The organism is Trinickia acidisoli (assembly GCF_017315725.1).
GTDB classification, from domain to species: domain Bacteria; phylum Pseudomonadota; class Gammaproteobacteria; order Burkholderiales; family Burkholderiaceae; genus Trinickia; species Trinickia acidisoli.
This window is the reverse complement of record NZ_JAFLRG010000001.1, coordinates 1050243-1068688: the sequence shown is the minus strand read 5'-3', so window position 1 is coordinate 1068688 and position 18446 is coordinate 1050243. Positions and strand designations below refer to the sequence as shown.

Annotated in this window: 22 protein-coding genes; 15 read left to right on the top strand and 7 right to left on the bottom strand. The window is 65.9% G+C overall.

Annotation, left to right across the window (positions count from 1 at the left end):
* The gene (locus J3485_RS04920; RefSeq protein ID WP_206951438.1) at window positions 1-207 is read left to right on the top strand and encodes a hypothetical protein; all 207 of its coding nucleotides are present in this window, start codon (window positions 1-3) and stop codon (window positions 205-207) included.
* Window positions 208-393: 186 nt separating this feature from the next.
* Window positions 394-1182 (top strand): tRNA (guanosine(46)-N7)-methyltransferase TrmB, encoded by a 789-nt coding sequence (gene trmB / locus J3485_RS04915; RefSeq protein ID WP_206951437.1) that lies wholly within the window; start codon window positions 394-396, stop codon window positions 1180-1182.
* Window positions 1183-1216: 34 nt separating this feature from the next.
* On the opposite strand, the gene J3485_RS04910 is transcribed toward trmB, so the two are convergent.
* The 3 genes from J3485_RS04910 to J3485_RS04900 form a co-directional block, all read right to left on the bottom strand.
* A complete protein-coding gene (locus J3485_RS04910) occupies window positions 1217-2053 on the bottom strand; it encodes an undecaprenyl-diphosphate phosphatase (RefSeq protein ID WP_206951436.1) in 837 nt (278 codons plus the stop codon).
* 72 nt (window positions 2054-2125) lie between these two features.
* Window positions 2126-2719: a DUF1439 domain-containing protein gene (locus J3485_RS04905; protein ID WP_206951435.1), complete on the bottom strand. Its 594-nt coding sequence runs from the start codon at window positions 2717-2719 to the stop codon at window positions 2126-2128.
* A 139-nt stretch (window positions 2720-2858) separates the two neighbouring features.
* Window positions 2859-3167, bottom strand: coding sequence for a YkgJ family cysteine cluster protein (locus J3485_RS04900; RefSeq protein ID WP_206951434.1), 309 nt, complete (start codon window positions 3165-3167; stop codon window positions 2859-2861).
* Window positions 3168-3325: 158 nt separating this feature from the next.
* Between J3485_RS04900 and J3485_RS04895 the strand changes: the two genes are divergently transcribed.
* From J3485_RS04895 to ureG, 10 genes are all read left to right on the top strand, one after another.
* Window positions 3326-3583, top strand: a complete 258-nt coding sequence (locus J3485_RS04895) for a hypothetical protein (RefSeq protein ID WP_206951433.1) — start codon at window positions 3326-3328, stop codon at window positions 3581-3583.
* 95 nt (window positions 3584-3678) lie between these two features.
* The gene (locus J3485_RS04890; RefSeq protein ID WP_206955653.1) at window positions 3679-4332 is read left to right on the top strand and encodes a protein-L-isoaspartate O-methyltransferase family protein; all 654 of its coding nucleotides are present in this window, start codon (window positions 3679-3681) and stop codon (window positions 4330-4332) included.
* Between the two features lie 94 nt (window positions 4333-4426).
* A complete protein-coding gene (locus tag J3485_RS04885) occupies window positions 4427-4750 on the top strand; it encodes a rhodanese-like domain-containing protein (RefSeq protein WP_206951432.1) in 324 nt (107 codons plus the stop codon).
* Between the two features lie 52 nt (window positions 4751-4802).
* Window positions 4803-5651 (top strand): urease accessory protein UreD, encoded by an 849-nt coding sequence (locus tag J3485_RS04880; protein ID WP_309476978.1) that lies wholly within the window; start codon window positions 4803-4805, stop codon window positions 5649-5651.
* Between the two features lie 254 nt (window positions 5652-5905).
* Window positions 5906-6208: an urease subunit gamma gene (locus J3485_RS04875; RefSeq protein ID WP_206951430.1), complete on the top strand. Its 303-nt coding sequence runs from the start codon at window positions 5906-5908 to the stop codon at window positions 6206-6208.
* Window positions 6209-6224: 16 nt separating this feature from the next.
* Window positions 6225-6530 (top strand): urease subunit beta, encoded by a 306-nt coding sequence (locus J3485_RS04870; RefSeq protein WP_206951429.1) that lies wholly within the window; start codon window positions 6225-6227, stop codon window positions 6528-6530.
* A gap of 54 nt (window positions 6531-6584) precedes the next feature.
* Entirely contained in the window at window positions 6585-8291 is a 1707-nt protein-coding gene (ureC, locus tag J3485_RS04865; RefSeq protein WP_206951428.1) for an urease subunit alpha, read from the top strand.
* 52 nt (window positions 8292-8343) lie between these two features.
* Window positions 8344-8991 (top strand): urease accessory protein UreE, encoded by a 648-nt coding sequence (ureE, locus tag J3485_RS04860; protein WP_206951427.1) that lies wholly within the window; start codon window positions 8344-8346, stop codon window positions 8989-8991.
* 4 nt (window positions 8992-8995) lie between these two features.
* Window positions 8996-9676 carry an urease accessory protein UreF gene (locus J3485_RS04855; RefSeq protein WP_206951426.1) on the top strand — a complete coding sequence of 227 codons (681 nt, stop codon included), beginning with the start codon at window positions 8996-8998 and terminating at the stop codon, window positions 9674-9676.
* An 18-nt stretch (window positions 9677-9694) separates the two neighbouring features.
* Window positions 9695-10315, top strand: a complete 621-nt coding sequence (ureG, locus tag J3485_RS04850; RefSeq protein ID WP_206951425.1) for an urease accessory protein UreG — start codon at window positions 9695-9697, stop codon at window positions 10313-10315.
* A 50-nt stretch (window positions 10316-10365) separates the two neighbouring features.
* Here ureG and waaA read toward each other — a convergent pair whose 3' ends face one another.
* The 3 genes from waaA to waaC form a co-directional block, all read right to left on the bottom strand.
* Complete coding sequence (gene waaA / locus J3485_RS04845) at window positions 10366-11691, bottom strand: lipid IV(A) 3-deoxy-D-manno-octulosonic acid transferase (protein ID WP_206951424.1); 1326 nt, start codon at window positions 11689-11691, stop codon at window positions 10366-10368.
* Between the two features lie 124 nt (window positions 11692-11815).
* The gene (kdoO, locus tag J3485_RS04840; RefSeq protein WP_206951423.1) at window positions 11816-12700 is read right to left on the bottom strand and encodes a Kdo hydroxylase KdoO; all 885 of its coding nucleotides are present in this window, start codon (window positions 12698-12700) and stop codon (window positions 11816-11818) included.
* 21 nt (window positions 12701-12721) lie between these two features.
* On the bottom strand, window positions 12722-13663 hold the full coding sequence (gene waaC / locus J3485_RS04835) for a lipopolysaccharide heptosyltransferase I (RefSeq protein WP_242538671.1): 942 nt from the start codon (window positions 13661-13663) through the stop codon (window positions 12722-12724).
* Between the two features lie 305 nt (window positions 13664-13968).
* Here waaC and J3485_RS04830 point away from each other — a divergent pair, with 305 nt between their 5' ends.
* On the top strand, window positions 13969-14724 hold the full coding sequence (locus J3485_RS04830; RefSeq protein WP_206951422.1) for a DUF2242 domain-containing protein: 756 nt from the start codon (window positions 13969-13971) through the stop codon (window positions 14722-14724).
* Between the two features lie 36 nt (window positions 14725-14760).
* Here the strand turns inward: J3485_RS04830 and J3485_RS04825 are convergent, their stop codons facing one another.
* A complete protein-coding gene (locus J3485_RS04825) occupies window positions 14761-16155 on the bottom strand; it encodes a phosphomannomutase/phosphoglucomutase (protein ID WP_206951421.1) in 1395 nt (464 codons plus the stop codon).
* A gap of 202 nt (window positions 16156-16357) precedes the next feature.
* Here J3485_RS04825 and J3485_RS04820 point away from each other — a divergent pair, with 202 nt between their 5' ends.
* Both J3485_RS04820 and J3485_RS04815 read left to right on the top strand, forming a co-directional pair.
* The gene (locus J3485_RS04820; RefSeq protein WP_206951420.1) at window positions 16358-17614 is read left to right on the top strand and encodes an oligosaccharide flippase family protein; all 1257 of its coding nucleotides are present in this window, start codon (window positions 16358-16360) and stop codon (window positions 17612-17614) included.
* Entirely contained in the window at window positions 17611-18444 is an 834-nt protein-coding gene (locus J3485_RS04815; protein WP_206951419.1) for a glycosyltransferase, read from the top strand. The genes J3485_RS04820 and J3485_RS04815 overlap by 4 nt, the downstream gene beginning before the upstream one ends.
* The last annotated feature ends 2 nt before the right edge of the window (window positions 18445-18446 follow it).

The window sequence follows — 18446 nt, the reverse complement described above, 5'->3', positions numbered from 1 at the left end:
ATGTCACGTACGAGCGCCATTGCATTGCTCGTCGACACGCGTCAAGCGCTCGCCGCCGACTCGCGTGAAAAGCCGCAGCATGAAGCCGAGCGCCATCAACAAATGGTGCAAGACGTCGACCGTCTGCTGCTCAATGTGCGCGTCGGGCGCACGCTCGAGTTCGAGTTGGAGTTTCCGAATCGCGTCCATGTGATCGTGTCCAACTGAACGCGCAGCGTCGTCGCCCCATGCGCACAAGCAGCCCTGAGATTTCACGGGCGCCGCGCTCTCGTCTACAATCTCGCCCATTACCCATGCCGGCCGCGCGCCGGCCTGCACCCGACACGCAAGCCGCCCTGTTGGCGGCTTTTTCATGTCGCCGGTCGCCGTTGCCTTACTGTTTGTTAGAACACGATGATTCACGATCCAAACGATACGGGCCTGCCGCCCGAAGCCCTCGGCAATGCCGACCACGCCCACGACGTCCACGATGCCGGCGATGCAACGCCGCCCGCCGGCGACACGCCTGCTTTTCCGCGCCGCATCCGCAGCTTCGTCACGCGCGCCGGCCGCGTATCGACGGGCCAGCGCCGCGCGCTCGACGAACTGGGGCCCCGCTTCGTCGTCCCCTACACCCCCAGCGCCGCGAACTGGGGCACGCTGTTCGGCCGACACGCGCCGCGCGTGCTCGAGATCGGCTTCGGCATGGGCGCCACCACGGCCGAAATCGCCGGCGCACGGCGCGATGACGATTTCATCGGCGTCGAAGTGCACGAACCCGGCGTCGGCGCGCTGCTCAAGCTCATCGACGAGCAGCAACTAACGAACATTCGGATCATCCAGCACGACGCGGTAGAAGTGATCGAGCAGATGATCGAGCCGGGCACGCTCGACGGCGTGCACATCTTCTTTCCCGATCCATGGCACAAGGCGCGGCATCACAAACGCCGGCTGATCCAGCCGCCGTTCGTCGCGTTGCTGGCCTCGCGTTTGAAACCAGGCGCTTATCTGCACTGCGCGACCGATTGGCAGAACTACGCGGAGCAGATGCTCGACGTGCTCGGTGCCGATCCGGCGCTGGAGAACACGGCCGACGGCTATGCCCCGCGGCCCGACTACCGGCCAGTGACGAAATTCGAGCGGCGCGGCCTGCGGCTCGGCCACGGCGTTTGGGACCTCGTCTTCAAACGCCGCGCGCAATAAGCCGCGCAGCGCGAGCGTCAGTAGGGCGACGCGGTTAGCCACCCCAATCGAGCGCGTCGCCGTAGCCGATGACGAGCACGACCATCCCGAACGCGATGCGATACCAGGCGAACGCCGTGAAGTCGTGCGTGGCCAGATAGCGCAGCAGCCATCGCACGCAAACGAAGGCGCTGACGAACGCCGCGAACGTGCCCGCCGTCAGGATGTCGGCCATATCGACGAATGCCGCGCCGCGATGCTTGACGAGCTCATATAGCGTCGCGCCAACGATGACGGGAATGGCGAGGAAGAAAGAGAATTCTGTCGCGACGCGACGTTCGACCCCGAGCAGCATCGCCCCGATGATCGTCGAACCCGAGCGCGACACGCCCGGAATCAAGGCGCAGCACTGCGCGCATCCGACTTTGAGCGCATCGAGCGGGCGAAGCTCGTCGATCGTCCGAATGCGCCCCGACGCGCCGCCTTGCCGGCGCTCGCGCGCTTGAACCCATAGGATTACGATACCGCCCGCCACGAGCGCGAGCGCGACAGGTACCGGCGCAAACAGCGCCTCCTTGATCGCGGCTTCGAAGCAAAGCCCCAGCACGGCAGCCGGGATCGTCGCGATGACGACGTTCAGCGCGAAGCGGCGCTGCGTCGCATCGCCCCACACGCCCGCAGCCACACGGCCGATGCGCCACCGATATTCCCAGCAGACGGCCAGAATGGCGCCGAACTGGATGACGACGTGGAAGGTCTTCGCCGCTTCGTCGTTGAAGTCGAGCAAGCTGCCGACGACGATCAGATGCCCCGTACTCGAGACGGGAAGAAATTCCGTCAACCCTTCGACGATGCCGAGAATCAGCGCCTTGCCGATCAATACCCAGTCCATCGATGCCCTCTCTCGAAAACGCGAGCGGGCCGGATGGTGACGCCTGCGCGGCCTCTCGCGGCCGCGCGCTTGTCATTTTTCGACGATCTGCACGCGTATGCCGTTTGTAAGGATCGTGATTGTACCGGGTTCGAAGTTCACGCCGGCGAACTGCAGTTGCTCGGGCTTGAACGTGTAGATCGGATAGCCGTCGAGCCACTGCGCGGCGGCGAGCCCGCCGGCCGCCTCGATCTGCTGGCGATAGGCGCGCGCCTCGCCATCCACCTCGACGCGCTCGACACTCGGGGAACGCAGCACAACGGCGTGGCTCGGCGCGTCGTACTCGAGCTGGCTCGTCAGCATGAACGCGCCGTCGACCGGCTGCTGCAAGAAGGGGCTTGCGATGTGGGCATCGACGTGGACGGTCACGCGATTGGCACCGGGCTCGAACCCGACGACGGGATTCGTCAGTGCAACGTCGAATAGCTGCGACACCGTGCGCCGGTACGGAAACTTCCGCGCCACCGCCTCCTGCACCTGCGCGCGCGAAAACGTGTAGTGATCGGGGATGAACGGAAACGTCGAACTCCCGCACGCCGAGAGCGGCAAGTTAAGGCTCGCGGCGATGGCCGCCGCGCAAGCCAAGCCCAACAATCTGCGCCGACGGGGCGCAACGGCGTGCGTCATGCATGACCTCCTGATGTCCTGCTTGTTACCTTGACTGCCACTGTCATCGTCATTCGAATCGCCTCGGTCGATTTCGATTCATGGCGCTGCGGTTGCGCGCTGAGCGCGGTGCGAACCGCGGCCAAACCACGGCCAAACATTAAGCGCCGGCCGGCCGCGTGTCCGCTTCGAGTTGCGCGAGCCACGCGAGTGCCTGCGTGCGCGAAGTGCCGCACATCTGCGGATCGGGCTGCAAACCCGAGCAGCAAGCGGGCCGCTCGGGGCGCCCGAAGATGCGGCAGCGCGCTTGCTCGTCGAGCTGGACGCAACGTACCCCGGCCGGCTTGCCGTCCGGCATCCCCGGAATCGGGCTCGTGATCGAGGGCGCGATGCAGCAGGCGCCGCAACCGGGGCGGCATGCGTGCTCGGGTGCGTGCTCAGAGGCGGGAGACGAACGGGAAACATTCACTGCGAGGTTCTCGATTGGGAGCAACACACCGGCGCGCTCGGGCCCGACTTCTGCCCACTTCTGCTCACTTCCGCCGACGCTCCGCGCGCAACGCGGAATGCTGCGACGCGCGGCTTGGTAAAGTAGCGGTTTCTTCCGCGATTTTAGAGGATCGAAGCATGCGCAGCACGCGCGCCATTTACGCGGTGCAAAAGCTCAAGGAGCGCACCGGCAATTCCCACTACGCGGCCATCGGCATGTCGGGCGGCCTCTTTCGTCTCGTCGATCGCGCGAGCGGCGTGGAGCTGCCGCTCTCGGAGCCGCTGCCGCTCGACGCCTTCGTCGCGTACGTCGACGCCGTCTCGCCCGCCAAGCCCAAGCGGGTCAGCAAGCTCGACGCGGCGTTCGAGGCGCAGATCAAGCGCAGCAAACGCTGAGCGCCGCGTCGCGGCCACCCGGTTTGGTACAATCCCGTCGTTTCTTTCCCGCCGCACCGAACCGCTACGTCCAAGTCCGTCAAGTCGCCATCGCCATGAACATCGAGCAAGCCCGTTTCAACATGATCGAACAACAAATTCGCCCCTGGGACGTGCTGGACCAGGACGTGCTGAATCTGCTGTCGATCGTCAAGCGCGAAAACTTCGTTCCCGCCGTCTATCGCGACATCGCATTCGCCGATCTCGAAATACCGCTGCCCGCGGGCGAGCATATGCTCTTCCCGCGCGTCGAAGCGCGCATCCTGCAGGAACTGGCCGTGAAGAAGCACGAGAGCGTGCTGGAAATCGGCGCGGGCTCGGGCTACATGGCCGCGCTGCTGGCGCACCGCGCCCGTCACGTGCTGACCGTCGACATCGAGCCGGAGCTGGTCGAACTCGCCAAGCGCAATCTCGCCGAAAACGGCGTGACGAATGCGGAAGCGGCGCTCGGCGACGGCGCACGCGGCTGGGCCGCGGCGGCCCCTTACGACGTCATCTGCGTGTCGGGCGGCATGCCCGTGCTGCCGCAGGAAATGCTCGAGCAGTTGAAGATCGGCGGCCGGCTCGCCGCGTTCGTCGGTACCGCGCCCGTCATGAAGGCGCAAGTAATCACGCGCATCGACGAAAAACAATTCCGCGTGGCAGACGTCTTCGAAACGTACATCGAGCCGCTAGTAGGCGCCGTTCAGCCGCCGCGCTTCAAGTTTTAATCGGCACGGCGCTTCGTTCAACCAGCGCCGTGCTTCGAGCCGGCGCGGCCGCCTTGGCCGCGCCGTCGTTCAGTTCTCCCGACCGATCGCTATCATGCAAAACCTGACCGCGCCCGCACTCGCCCAATGGCTGGCCGATACGTCACGCCCTGCCCCCGTGCTGCTCGACGTGCGTGAGCCGTGGGAGGTCGCGACCGCGAACATCGCCGGCTGCGTGGAAATTCCGATGCGCGACATCCCCGCGCGCAGCGAGGAGCTCGACGACGAAGCCCAGCTCGTCTGCATCTGCCATCACGGCGCGCGTAGCGCCAACGTGGCGATGTTTCTCGAAGGACGCGGCTTCAAGCACGTGTTCAATCTGCAAGGCGGCATCGACGCGTGGTCACGCCAAGTCGATCCGAAGGTGCCGCTTTACTGATCCTTCTCGCGTATTCGCAGCCTCGCCGCCCGTGGCGAACGCGCGCGACTCCGTGCATTCCCCTCGCAGCCCCGACGGCTGGCAAGCGCGCCTCGAACTAGGCTTCGAGCGCCGCGGTGCGCGCACGACGCTCACGCATCGGTTGCATTCGGGCCCACTGCGTGTGCAAAAGCCGCTATACCCCGAGGGCGAAGCGATTTGCCATGCGGTGATCGTCCATCCGCCCGGTGGAATCGCGGGCGGCGATGCGCTGGCGCTCGACGTGTCGCTCGGCACAGGCACGCATGCCGTGCTGACGACACCCGGCGCGGCGAAATGGTACAAGTCGAACGGACGCCTCGCGCGCCAGCGCATCGACATCGCCGTCGGCAGCGAGGCGAAGCTCGATTGGCTGCCGCAAAACAACATCGTGTTCGATGAGGCGCACGTCGCGCTCGATTTCACGCTGACGCTGAGCGAAGGTGCGACGGCGCTCGGCTGGGACGCTACGCAACTCGGCCGTATCGCCGCGGGCGAGCGCTGGGCCGAGGGCGCGTTGTCGAGCACCGCGCGCATCGTCGGCACGTCGGGCAACGTGCTCTGGTTCGAGCGCGCCGAATTGTCGGGCGACGATGCGCTACGCATCGCGCGCCAGGGGCTCGGCGGCCATCCCGCATACGGCACGCTCTGGGCCGTGGGCCCGGTCTGCAACGACGCGCTCGCCGACACGCTCACACGGCAACTGCCGTTCGACGCAAGCCAACGCGCGGGCGCCTCGTGCGTGACGCCCGGCGTGCTCGTCGTGCGCTCGCTGGCGCATTCGATGGAGGCGCTACAGCAGACGCTCGCGCAGTGTTGGCTTACGCTGCGCCCGCTCGTGCATGGTGTCGACGCGCGTCCACTGCGGCTTTGGAGCACCTAGACCAATCGGGTCGACTATGCCCTTTCGCATGGGCCCGCACTTGCGCAGCACGAAATCGTCAAGGACTCCTCAAGATTTCTCGCGACGTACTCTTGTTCATCACGACGCAGTGCTGCGCGCAGTGCTACGATTACCGCGCACCTCGTCGCGACGCGAATCGCATGGGGTGCCAGCGGCACGAATCGCCGCCGCATGGATCGCCGACGGACGGCAGCCCCATCTTTCAACGACATTACGCCCCAGCGCCGCGCGCCATGAAACTGACGCCCCGAGAAAAAGACAAGCTGCTCGTCTTCACTGCCGCACTGCTTGCGGAACGCCGCCGCGCACGCGGCTTGAAACTGAACCACCCCGAAGCGGTTGCGTTCATCTCCGCCGCATTGATGGAAGCGGCGCGCGACGGCAAGACCGTGGCCGAGGTCATGCACTACGGCACGACGCTGCTCACGCGCGACGACGTCATGGAGGGTGTGCCCGAGATGATTCCCGATATCCAAATCGAGGCGACCTTCCCCGACGGCACGAAGCTCGTCACCGTGCATCATCCGATTCCCTGAGCGAGCGGCCCCATCCATGATCCCCGGTGAAATCCTGACCGACGACGGCGATATCGAACTGAACGCGGGCCGGGAAACGCGCACGCTCACGGTTGCCAACACGGGCGATCGCCCCGTGCAAATCGGCTCGCACTATCACTTCTACGAAGCCAACGCCGCCCTCGCATTCGATCGCGCGCAGGCGCGCGGCTTCAGGCTGAACATCGCCGCCGGCACCGCCGTGCGCTTCGAGCCCGGGCAATCGCGCACGGTCGAACTCGTCGCGCTGGCCGGCGCGCGCATCGTCTATGGCTTCAACGGCAAGGTGATGGGCCCGCTCTAGATCTGGATCGCGGCCCTCCCCGCACGGCGTCAATCCTTCGGACTACGAATCGTCATGACACTACGCATCAGCCGCCGCGCCTACGCGGAAATGTTCGGGCCCACCACGGGCGATCGCATTCGGCTTGCCGATACCGATCTCACGATCGAGATCGAACGCGACTTCACCGTCTACGGCGAAGAAGTGAAGTTCGGCGGCGGCAAGGTCATCCGCGACGGCATGGGGCAATCGCAGCGCGCCGCGCGCGACGTGGCCGACACCGTCGTGACGAACGCGGTGATTCTCGACCACTGGGGCATCGTCAAGGCCGACATCGCAATCAAGGACGGGCGCATCGCCGCCATCGGCAAGGCCGGCAACCCCGATATCCAACCGGGCGTGACGATCGCGATCGGCGCGGCCACCGAGATCATCGCGGGCGAAGGACTCATCGTCACGGCCGGCGGGATCGACACGCACATCCATTTCATTTGCCCGCAGCAAATCGAGGAAGCGCTCGCCTCGGGCGTGACGACGATGCTCGGCGGCGGCACGGGCCCCGCGACGGGCACGAACGCGACGACCTGCACGCCCGGCCCTTGGCATCTCGAACGGATGCTGCAAGCGGCCGACGGCTGGCCGATGAACCTCGGCTTTCTCGGCAAAGGAAACACGAGCCTGCCCGAACCGCTCGTCGAGCAGATCGCGGCCGGCGCGATCGGCCTGAAGCTGCACGAAGACTGGGGCTCGACGCCCGCCGCGATCGACAACTGCCTGAGTGTCGCCGATGCCACGGACACGCAGGTGGCCATCCATACCGATACGCTGAACGAAGCGGGCTTCGTCGAGGCGACGGTCGCGGCCTTCAAAGGGCGCACGATTCACACGTATCACACGGAAGGCGCCGGCGGCGGCCATGCGCCCGACATCATCAAAGTGTGCGGCGAAGCGAACGTGCTGCCTTCGTCGACGAATCCGACGCGGCCCTACACCATCAACACGCTCGACGAACATCTCGACATGCTGATGGTTTGTCATCACCTCGATCCGTCGATCGCCGAGGATCTCGCCTTCGCCGAATCGCGCATCCGTCGCGAGACGATCGCGGCCGAAGACATCCTGCACGATCTCGGCGCGCTGTCGATGCTCTCTTCCGATTCGCAAGCGATGGGGCGCGTCGGCGAGGTCATCATTCGAACATGGCAGACGGCGCACAAGATGAAGATGCAGCGCGGCGCGCTACCGCAAGACAGCGCACGTAACGATAATTTTCGCGCCAGGCGCTATGTCGCGAAGTACACGATCAATCCGGCGCTCACGCACGGCATCGCCCATGAAGTGGGCTCGATCGAAGCGGGCAAATGGGCCGACCTCGTGTTTTGGGAGCCGGCGTTCTTCGGCGTCAAGCCCACGCTCATTCTCAAGGGCGGCATGATCGCGCTCGCGCAAATGGGCGATCCGAACGCATCGATTCCGACGCCGCAGCCCGTGCATTACCGCGAAATGTTCGCGACGCGCGGCGCAGCACTGGCGCGCACGTCGTTGACATTCGTGTCGCAAATGGCGGCCGATGCCGGTATTGTCGAGCGCTATGGCCTGCAAAAGCGCGTCGTGCCCGTCCGCGGATGCCGCAACGTGTCGAAGGCCGACATGATTCACAATGCCTGGCAGCCTTCCATCAGCGTCGACCCCGAAACGTACGAGGTCGTGGCCGACGGCGAACTGCTCACCTGCGAGCCGGCCACGGTCTTGCCGATGGCGCAGCGCTATTTTCTGTTCTGATTCCCGCTATTCCGTTAGCTCGCACGATGCTTAGGCATCCTCACTATTTCCCATGCGAACGATCGACAAACGTATTGCTCCTCCCGTGAAGCTCGCCGCCTCGCTCGTCGCACGCGCGCCCACGCTCACGCTCGCTTACGATGCCCGTTGCAAGAGCCGGCTCGCGGCAACGCTCGATACGGGTGAAGAAGTGGCCCTCGTGATGCCGCGCGGCACCATCCTCGCGGGCGGCGACGTGCTGGTGGCCGACGACGGCGCGCTCGTACGCGTGGTTGCCGCGCCCGAGGCCGTGCTCGTCGTGCGCGCACCCGACGCACTGACACGCACGCGCGCTGCCTACCATCTCGGCAATCGCCATACGCCCGTGGAAATCGGCGTCGATTATTTGAAGCTCGAAGCCGACCCCGTGCTCGAAACCATGTTGAAGCGCTTGGGCGCGCAGGTCGCACGCGAGACGCTGCCGTTTCACCCCGAGGCCGGGGCCTATGGCGGCGGACATCGCCACGGACACGATGCCACGTTCGCCGAGGACTACGCGCTCGCGCAGCAGGTGTTCGCCGAGCATCATGGCCATCACCACCACGAGGGCGAGGACGAGAGCAAGCACGTGCACGGACACAGTCACGACCATGATCACCCCCGCGATCATGATCACGGTGACTGCAATGGTTGCGGAAACAACCATTCTCACGAGCACTGAGAAGATGCGCCTCGCCGAATTGACCGCTCTGCTGCATCTCGCCTCACCGGCTTTGCCGATCGGCGCGTTCAGTTATTCGCAAGGACTCGAGGCCGCCGTCGAGGCACAGTGGATCGGCGATGGCGAGACGGCGCGCGGATGGATCGAAGATGGCTTGCTGCATGTGCTCGCGCGCGGCGAGCTCCCGTTCATCGCGCACCAGCTCGCGCGCTGGCATCGGCATGACGCCGCCGGGCTCGCCGACGCCGATATGCAATTTCGCGCGAGCCGCGAGGCCGCCGAGTTACGGCGCGAGACCGAGCAGATGGGATGGTCGCTGAAGCAACTGGCGTTATCGCTCGAATGGGGCGATGAAGCACGGCGCGCGACGCTCGCCGCACTGGCGCCGCTATCGCAACCGACGGCTTTCGCGTTCGCCGCGGCGGCGTACGGGGTGGCGGCGGACGCGGCACTCGCGGCCTACGCGTTCGCCTGGGCCGAAAACCAAGTCGCCGCGGCCATCAAAGCCGTGCCGCTCGGCCAACTCGCGGGGCAGCGCATCCTCATCGCCGCGCGCGCGGTCATCGATGAAGCCGTCGCGCGCGCGCTCGAGACGCCGCCCGAGCGCATCAACACGTTTTCGCCGCTGCTGGGCGTGCTGTCGGCGCGCCACGAAACGCAGTATTCGCGACTTTTCCGTTCTTGAATCGATAGGGGCGATCTGATGAGGACCAAAAAACTGCCGCCGCTGCGCATCGGCGTGGGCGGCCCGGTGGGCTCGGGTAAGACGACCTTGCTCGAGATGCTCTGCAAGGCAATGCGCGATCGCTACGACCTCGTCGCGATCACGAACGACATCTACACGAAAGAAGACCAACGGCTGTTGACGGTCGCCGGCGCGCTCGCCGCGGAGCGGATCATGGGCGTCGAAACGGGCGGCTGTCCGCATACGGCCATTCGCGAGGACGCTTCGATCAATCTCGAGGCCGTCGACCGGATGCTGACTCGTTTTCCCGACGCGGATATCGTCTTCATCGAATCGGGCGGAGACAACCTCGCGGCAACGTTCAGCCCCGAACTGTCCGATCTGACGATCTACGTGATCGACGTGGCCGGCGGCGAGAAGATCCCACGCAAAGGCGGCCCCGGCATCACGAAGTCGGATCTGCTCGTCATCAACAAGATCGATCTCGCGCCGTATGTCGGCGCGAATCTCGACGTCATGACGGCCGATGCGAAGACCATGCGCGGCGAACGGCCGTTCGTCCTGTGCAACCTGAAAACGCAAAGCGGGCTCGACGAGGTGATCGCGTTCATCGAGCGCAAGGGATTGTTGACCGCCTAGCGCGGCGAAGCGCGAGGCGCCGCGGGCATCGGCAAGCGACACGAGACCCGCTACGCGTCGGCCGCCTCGCCTTGCGACAGCAAGGCCGTCAGCACGTCGACGGTGCGTGCCGTCGCGCCTCGGTGGCGGGCGGCGAACGCCGAAGCCGCCGCGCCCATCGCCACGCGCCGCGACTTGTCGGCAAACAGCTCGCCAAGCACACGCGCCAGATCGGCCGGATCGGCCACTTGCACGGCGGCGCCGGCGGCCACCGCATCCGCCGTCGCTTGCGTGAAGTTGAACACGTGCGGACCGATCAGCACGGGCACCCCCACGGCACAGGCCTCGATGAGGTTCTGCCCACCGAGCGGCAGCAAGCTGCCGCCGATGAACGCGACGTCCGACGCCGCGTAGTAGGCGCCGAGTTCTCCCATCGAATCGCCGAGCAGCACCGTCACGTCGGGTGGCAGCGGCTCGCTCGCCACGTGCGCCACGGCGGCGGCCGCGAGCGGCGCGCCGCCCCACGCCGAGCGCCGCATGCCGCGCAGCCCCCGTCGCTCGACGAGCGCGACGACTTCATCGAAGCGCTGCGGATGACGCGGTACGAGAATCAAGAGGGCGTCTTCCGTCTTCAATGCCGCGAACGCGTCGAGCACGAGCGCCTCCTCGCCCTCGCGCGTACTCGCGGCGACCCAGACCGGCCGCGTGCCGATCGCGGCGCGCCAGGCGCGCCCGCGCGCGACGATGTCGGGCGGGGACGCCATGTCGAATTTCAGATTGCCGAGCACGACGACGCTGCGCGCGCCGAGCGTCGTGAGCCGCTCGGCGTCGGACGGGCTTTGCGCGAGCACGCGCGTAAAGCCGCCGAACACCTCGCGCCCGGCCGTGCCGAAGCGCGCCGCGCGCTTGAACGAGCGCGCCGACATGCGTGCGTTCGTCAGGACGAGCGGTAGGTCCGCCGCGCGGCACTCGTCGATCAGCGTCGGCCACACCTCCGTTTCCATGACGATACCGAGCGAGGGCCGCCAGGCCCGCAAGAAACGCCGCACGGCGCACGGCAAATCGTACGGCAGATAGCACCGCAGCACGCGTTCGCCGAAGAGCTGTACGCTCGTGGCACGCCCGCTCGGCGTCATGTGCGTGATGAGCAGGCGCGCATCGGGGCGCGCTTTCATCAACGCGGCGATCAGCGGCTCGGCCGCACGCGTCTCGCCGACGGACACGGCATGCACCCAGATGAGCGGCGCGTCGTCCTCGGGTACGCGAGCGCGCGCATAGCCGAAACGCTCGCCGATATGCTCGCGATAGCCGCGTTCGCGGCGCGAGCGAATCAACAGGCGCAAGACGGCAAGCGGCGCGACGATCCACCACAACGTCCGGTAGAGGATTCTCAGCATGGGCGCCCTCCGGGCAACGCGAAGCACTGCCCGAGCACAGCAGCTACAGGTACCGAGCATGCCGCCCACGCCATGCACCCCTTGCACGTTCCGCACATCGAACGCGCGCCGCGCGGCATCGCCGTCAAACCAGCGCGCGGCCTTCGAGCCGCTCGAGAATGCCGAGCGGCGCGCATTCGGGCTGAACCATCGCGCGCACCGGCAGGAAGAACGTCTGCTCGAGCATGTACTGTCCCGACATGGCGGCGTGCGACGTCTGATCGGAGAAACAGATCCACGTGCTGCCGGGCGGAAAAGGAATCGTCTCTTGCGGACACGCCTTTTGGTATTCGAGATCGGCCTTCATGCCGTCGTGCAGATTGAGCATCAGATGATCGTAGGCGCTACGGCGCGATTTCGTGATGTGCAGCGCATTGAGCAGCCACGCGGAGCCCGGCAGTTGCCGCTTGATGTTCGGCAAGAAGCGCCGCGCCATCTGCTCGAACGGCTCGCCCACGCGCCACACGCGCGGCTCGCTGTGCGGGTTGACGTTCGCGAACACGCGCATGATGCGCTCGCCGCGGTTGGGCCGGGAAGGAAACGCGTCCACGTGCAACCGGCTGTCGTCCTTGCGCCAGGACGTGTGCCGCGTTTCCACGCGCCTGAGCCGCAGGCTCGTCGGCGCAGGCCGCAGCGCGCTGCCGTACTCCGGCAACAAATAGTCGACGAGCGTGCGTGCCTGCGCTTGATAACGCGCAACGAGCGCGCGCACCGCCGATTGCGTGACGGCATCGCCCGCTACGCCATGCAGCGCGCCGCCGTTCGGATCGAGGCTGATGTTCTTGCGTTTCGGATCGGCGAGCGCCGGATCGAGCAACGCCGTCTCGCCGCCTTCGATCGCGAAGCGCAGATTCGGAAAGTAGACGACTTTGCCCGTTTCGAGCGCGACGCGCAGCGTATCGCGCGTGACCGAGAGGTCGGCGCCCGCCCAGTCCGTGCAATTGACTTCGAGGATTTGCGATTCTTTCATGGTCCCGTTGAGCGCGAGCGGTTACAGCAAGCCGAATTCGGCCAGTGCGGCCTTGACCTGCCGTAGCGTCGGCGGATCGCCGGCGGTGCCGAGATTGACGACGCACGGCGACCAATAGCCGCCCGTGCGCCACGCGGTCGCGAAATTGTACAACTCGATCGTGGGCCGCTTCAGCGCAGCGGCAATGTGAACCAGGCCCGTATCGACACCGACCGTGGCCGCCGCCCCATCGAGCAGGCCGACGACGGCCGACAACGGCAAGCGCGGCGGCACGACCGCCGCGGCGCCGAATTCCTTGGCGAGCCGCTCGCTCGTCGCCCGCTCCGCTTCGCTGCCCCACGGCAGCACGAGCGAGGCGCCGCGCGCAACGAGCGCGCGGCCGAGTTCGATCCACGACGCATCGGGCCATTGCTTGTCCGCACGGGACGTTGCATGCACGAGCACGACGTAAGGCACCGGCAGATTCAACCCCACCTCGGCCAAGGCGCGCGCCGCACGCGAGGTATCGAGCCCGAAGTCGATCTCGTCGGTCGGCGCCGGCCGCGGCGCGCCGATCGCCTGCGCGACGAGTTGGCGCGTGCGTTCGACCACGTGCGTGCGCGACTCGATCGGCACGCGCCGGCCGTAGAAAAAGCGCACGGGCCACTCGTAGCCGGCGCCGTCGGTGCGATTGCCGAGCCCGACGAGCGGCCCGCGGGCCCAGCTCGCGACCCAGGCTGTCTTGATCAGGCCCTGACAGTCGATCACGAGATCGTAGCGCTCCGCGGCCAGCGCGCGCCGAAAGGCGCCGATCTCGCGCCAAGTCGACAGCGAAAACAGACGCTTGCGCCAGCGCCGCAATGAAAACGGAATCGCACGGCGCACGCCTTGCACGAGCGTAACGAGGTCGGCGAAACCTTCTTCGACGAGCCAGTCGATTTGCGCATCGGGGTAGACGCGCCGTATGTCGGCAACGGCCGGCATGTTGTGAACGACGTCACCGAGCGACGACACGCGAACGAGCAGTATCTTTTGCACGCTGAAAGAAAAAAGAAAGGTTCGGCATTGCAGGCGCGGAGGTGTTCCAGAGGACGCCTTCGCCGAGCGCTGCCCGAAGGGCTGGGATTCTACCGCGCCGACGCGCGGTTTTTGGCGCGGCGTATCCGATGCGCCAGCGCCACGGTGTCGCTGGGCGAATGATCCGCGCCTTATATTCGATTGCCCGGATGGCACTACAATGCTCGTCGTTCGAATCACGCGCTTGCCGAGCGCAGTACCTTCCACGCATTATGCCTAGTTCGTTCCGCCTAATCCGCGCGGCCCTGTCCTGCGCGGCGCTTACGGTTTTCGCCGCGTGCTCGAGCGCGCCGCAGCCGAAATTCCAGCAAGAACTCTTCGATTCGGGGGCGAGCCCGTTTTCGCGCAGTTTCACGGCCGGCAGCGCCGATGCGTGCGAAGCGGCGCGGCGCGCCCTGCTCAATCAAGGCTATTTGACGACGCTCACGCAATCGGATCGCATCGATGCGACGAAGGATTTCCAGCCGAACGGCGACTCGCACGTCACGGTGGAATTTCACGTCGTCTGCACGCCGGGCGTCGATGCCGACGGCACGAGCATCGTCTATGCGAACGCGATCCAAAGCGGCTACACGCTGAAAAAGAGCGACACGTCGGCGAGCGTGGGCCTGAGCGTGCTCGGCTCGCTTTCGCTGCCGATCCGCTCCAACAGCGACGCGATGGTGAAAATCTCGAGCGAGACGATTCAATCGAACGCGTTCTACGACCGCTTCTTCGATTCGGTCGGCCACTATGTAGTCACGCTGATCAAGACGATGCCGGTGCCGACCTCGGCCGTCACGACGACGACGCTGCCCGGTTCGCCGACCGTGATCGCGGAGCCGCCGGCACCGATCGCGACCGCGCCGGCGGCCCCTGTCGTACCCGTCGTACCCGTCGTTCCAGCGACCACGCCTATCATGCCGACGGCTGTCCGTACGCAACCCGTGCAACCCGCACAGCCCGCGGCACCGGCCGCGCCGCAATAACGATTGAGGGCCGCTTGCGCAGCCCCTGGCGCACGCTCAGAACGGCAGCTTGGCGTCGGGCTTGGCCGCGACGATCACCCGGCGGAAATCGTTCTGAATGCGAGCGAGCGCATCGGCATTGTCGGCCTCGAAGCGCAGCACGACGACCGGCGTCGTGTTCGACGAGCGCGCGAGCCCGAAACCATCCGGATATTCGACGCGCAAGCCGTCGATCGTGATGACTTCATCGGCACCCGTAAAGCGCGCCTCCTTCTGCAGACGACCGATCAGCGCGAAGTTCTCGCCTTCCTCGAGCTTGATCTGCAACTCCGGCGTGGACAACGAGTTCGGCAGCTCGTTGAGCACTTTGCTCGGATCTGTCTCGCGCGAAAGCAGCTCGAGCAGGCGCGCGCCCGTGTAAAGACCGTCGTCGAACCCGTACCAGCGGTCCTTGAAGAACACGTGGCCGCTCATCTCGCCCGCGAGCGGGGCGCCGGTCTCGCGCAGCTTCGCCTTGACGAGCGAATGGCCCGTCTTCCACATCACCGGATCGCCGCCCTTCGCGCGGACCCACTTCGCCAGATTGCGCGTGCATTTGACGTCATAAATGACCTGCGCGCCCGGATTGCGCGACAGCACTTCTTGCGCAAGCAGCATGAGCTGACGGTCGGGATAGATGATCTGGCCGTCTTTCGTCACCACGCCGAGACGGTCGCCGTCGCCGTCGAATGCATAGCCGATTTCCGCGTCGGTCTCTTTCAGCGCGCGGATGACGTCCTGCAGGTTTTCCGGGTGAGCCGGATCGGGATGATGATTCGGGAAATTGCCGTCGATCTCGGTGAACAGTTCGACGAGTTCGCAGCCGAGCGCCTTGAACAGGCGCGGCCCCAACGCGCCGGCCACGCCATTGCCGGCATCGACGACGATCTTCATGGGCCGCGCGAGCTTCACGTCGCTCACGATGCGCTCGATGTATTTGTCCGCGATGTCGTGTTGCTCGTAGCTGCCGCTGCCGCTCGCGAAATCGTCCTTCGCGATGCGGTGGTAGAGCGCTTGAATCTGCTCGCCGTAAATGGCTGCGCCGCGCAGCACCATCTTGAAGCCGTTGTAGTCGGGCGGATTGTGACTACCCGTCACGACGATGCAGGAATCGACGCTACGCTCGCCTTGCTCGAGCGCGAGCGGCACGCTCGCGGCGAAGTAGCCCACGGGCGTCGGCACCATGCCGATATCGACGACGTCGACCCCGGCCGCGCGCAAACCTTCCGCAAGCGCGGCGATCAGCGAGGGGCCGGACAGGCGGCCATCGCGCGCGACGACGACGGCATCGCCCCCTTGTGCGCGCACTTCGCTGCCGAACGCCCTGCCGACCCGCCGCGCGACGTCCTCATCGAGCGTTTTGCCGACGACGCCGCGGATGTCGTACGCTTTGAAGATGGATTGCGAAATCATTGATAGCTCTCTTTTGGCTGCGATTGGAAAAGGTGCTGCCGCCGGCAACCCACTTATAATTGCGGTTTTTCGATCGGCGCTTCGCGCCCATTTTAATGCGCTCATGCCCTTTCGCTATACGGCCGTACGAGATGACGGCCGAAAAGCGCGCTATTTCCTTGCCGGCTCAAGCACGGCGAGCAAGATTCCTGCCTCGCTCCCCATGCTGAAGCGCATTGCGCACCCCGATATCGCGAAAGCGGCTGCGAACATCGTCTGGCTCGGGCTCGAGCGACTGACGCAAATCGCCGTCGCAATCGCCATCGCGGGGCTGCTGGCGCGCTACTTCGGGCCCGACGTCTTCGGCAAATGGCAATACGCGAACACGCTGCTGCTCGTGCTCGCGCCCATCACTTGGGTCTGCGGCGCCGAAATTCTCGTGCCGACGATCGTTCACCGCGGCGAAGCCGATCTCGGCACGGTGCTCGGCAGCGCGTTCGTCTTACGTTTCGCGGTTTCGGCGCTCGCGCTTGCCGCGACTTGGGCCGGCATCGCCGCTGACCTCACCGACCCCGTCGTCGGCGCGATGCTCGCGGGGCTCGCGGTCACGATGCTCTTTCGCGAGCCGTTCATCGGCGTCGTCAACTCGTGGCTGCAAAGCCTCACCTACAGCAAGCCCCAGCTCGTGACGAGCATGGCGACGGCGCTCGCCAAGCTCGCGCTCGTCTATCTGTTCGTGCGCATGACCCTCAGCGCGCCGCGCTTTGCATGGTTGTGGGCGCTCGAAGCCGCCGTCATCGGCACCGTGCTGCTTGCCTACTATGCGCGCCGGCACGGCGGCAAGCTCGGCTGGCATGTCGAACGCGGCCTCCTGCGCCATTTCGCGAGCGCCGGCACGGTGTTTTGGATCGGCCTCGTCTGCATGTACCTGTTCTTGAAGCTCGACCGGCTGATGCTCGAGCGGACGATCTCATTCGCCGATCTGGGCCGCTACTCGGCCGCTCAGCAGATCAACGAAAACTGGATCGCGCTCGCGCTGATGCTTGCGCAGACGATCGCACCGGCGTTCGTCTATCGCGTGCACGAACGCACGCATCTGATGCGCAACGTCCTGCGGCTCGTACTGCTCGCCGCAGCGGTGATGACATCCGGCGCGCTCGTACTCGATGCGCTCGCCCCGCTCGTCATCACGCACGTGTTCGGTCCGAACTACACGGGCGCGATCCCGATCTTTCGGTGGTGCGTGTGGCTCTCGGTGCCGGCCGGCATCGAGGCGATCGGCAACCTCGTGCTGCTCAAGTATCAGGCAAAGTTCGTACTCCTAACGAAATGGCTGCTGGCGCTGGTGGCCGCATTCGCCGTGAACGTGTTCGCCATCCCGCGCATCGGCGCCTACGGGGCGCTCGCCGGCCTCGCGGCCGGCTATTGCGCGGCAGTTGCGGTGAACGTCTACTACATCCGCTTCAAGCTGTGCCCATGACGACACCTTCCTCCCACGGCCCGCAGCTCGACATGCTCACCGATGTCGCCGTCTTGATGCCGGCTTACAACGGGCAGGCCGACGTCGAACGCACGCTCGCCTCGTTCGACGAACGCGCGCGCGTGCGCGTGCTGATCGTCGACGACGGCAGCACGCCGCCGATCGTCGCGCCGACGCTGCCGAACATGGACGTCGAGATCGTGCGCATGCCGCAAAACGGCGGCATCGAGCGCGCATTGCAGGCGGGGATCGAAGCGCTTGCCGCGCGCGGCTATCGCTACGCGGCCCGCATCGACGCGGGCGACCTCGCGGCGCCGGACCGGCTGGCCAAGCAGCGCGCCTATCTCGAAGCGCATCCCAACGTGGCGGGCCTCGGCATGTGGACGCAAGTCGTCTCGCGCGACGGCCGGCCGCTGTTCATGCTCCGGCCCGCGGCCGAGCCGGCGGCCGTGCGCCGTCTGCGCTTTTTTCGCACCTCGCTCGTGCACCCGGCCATGATGCTGCGCGTCGACGCGGTGCGCGCGGTCGGCAACTATCGCGTCGCCTATCGCGCGGCCGAGGACCTCGATCTTTTCCTCAGATTGATGGAACGCTACGACTGTGCGAATCTGCCCGAAGTCGGCCTTTACTACGAACTGAACGAAGGCGGCATCAGCGCGACGAAACGACGCCGGCAGATCGTCTCGACGCTCAAGCTCCAATGGCGCCACTTCAACGCCGCCAACCTGTACGACTGGCTCGGGCTCGCAAAGAACCTGCTCCATTTCGTCACGCCGTATGCAGCGCTGCAAAAAATCAAGCGCGCGGTGTTCGCGACGCACGCCTCCTGACC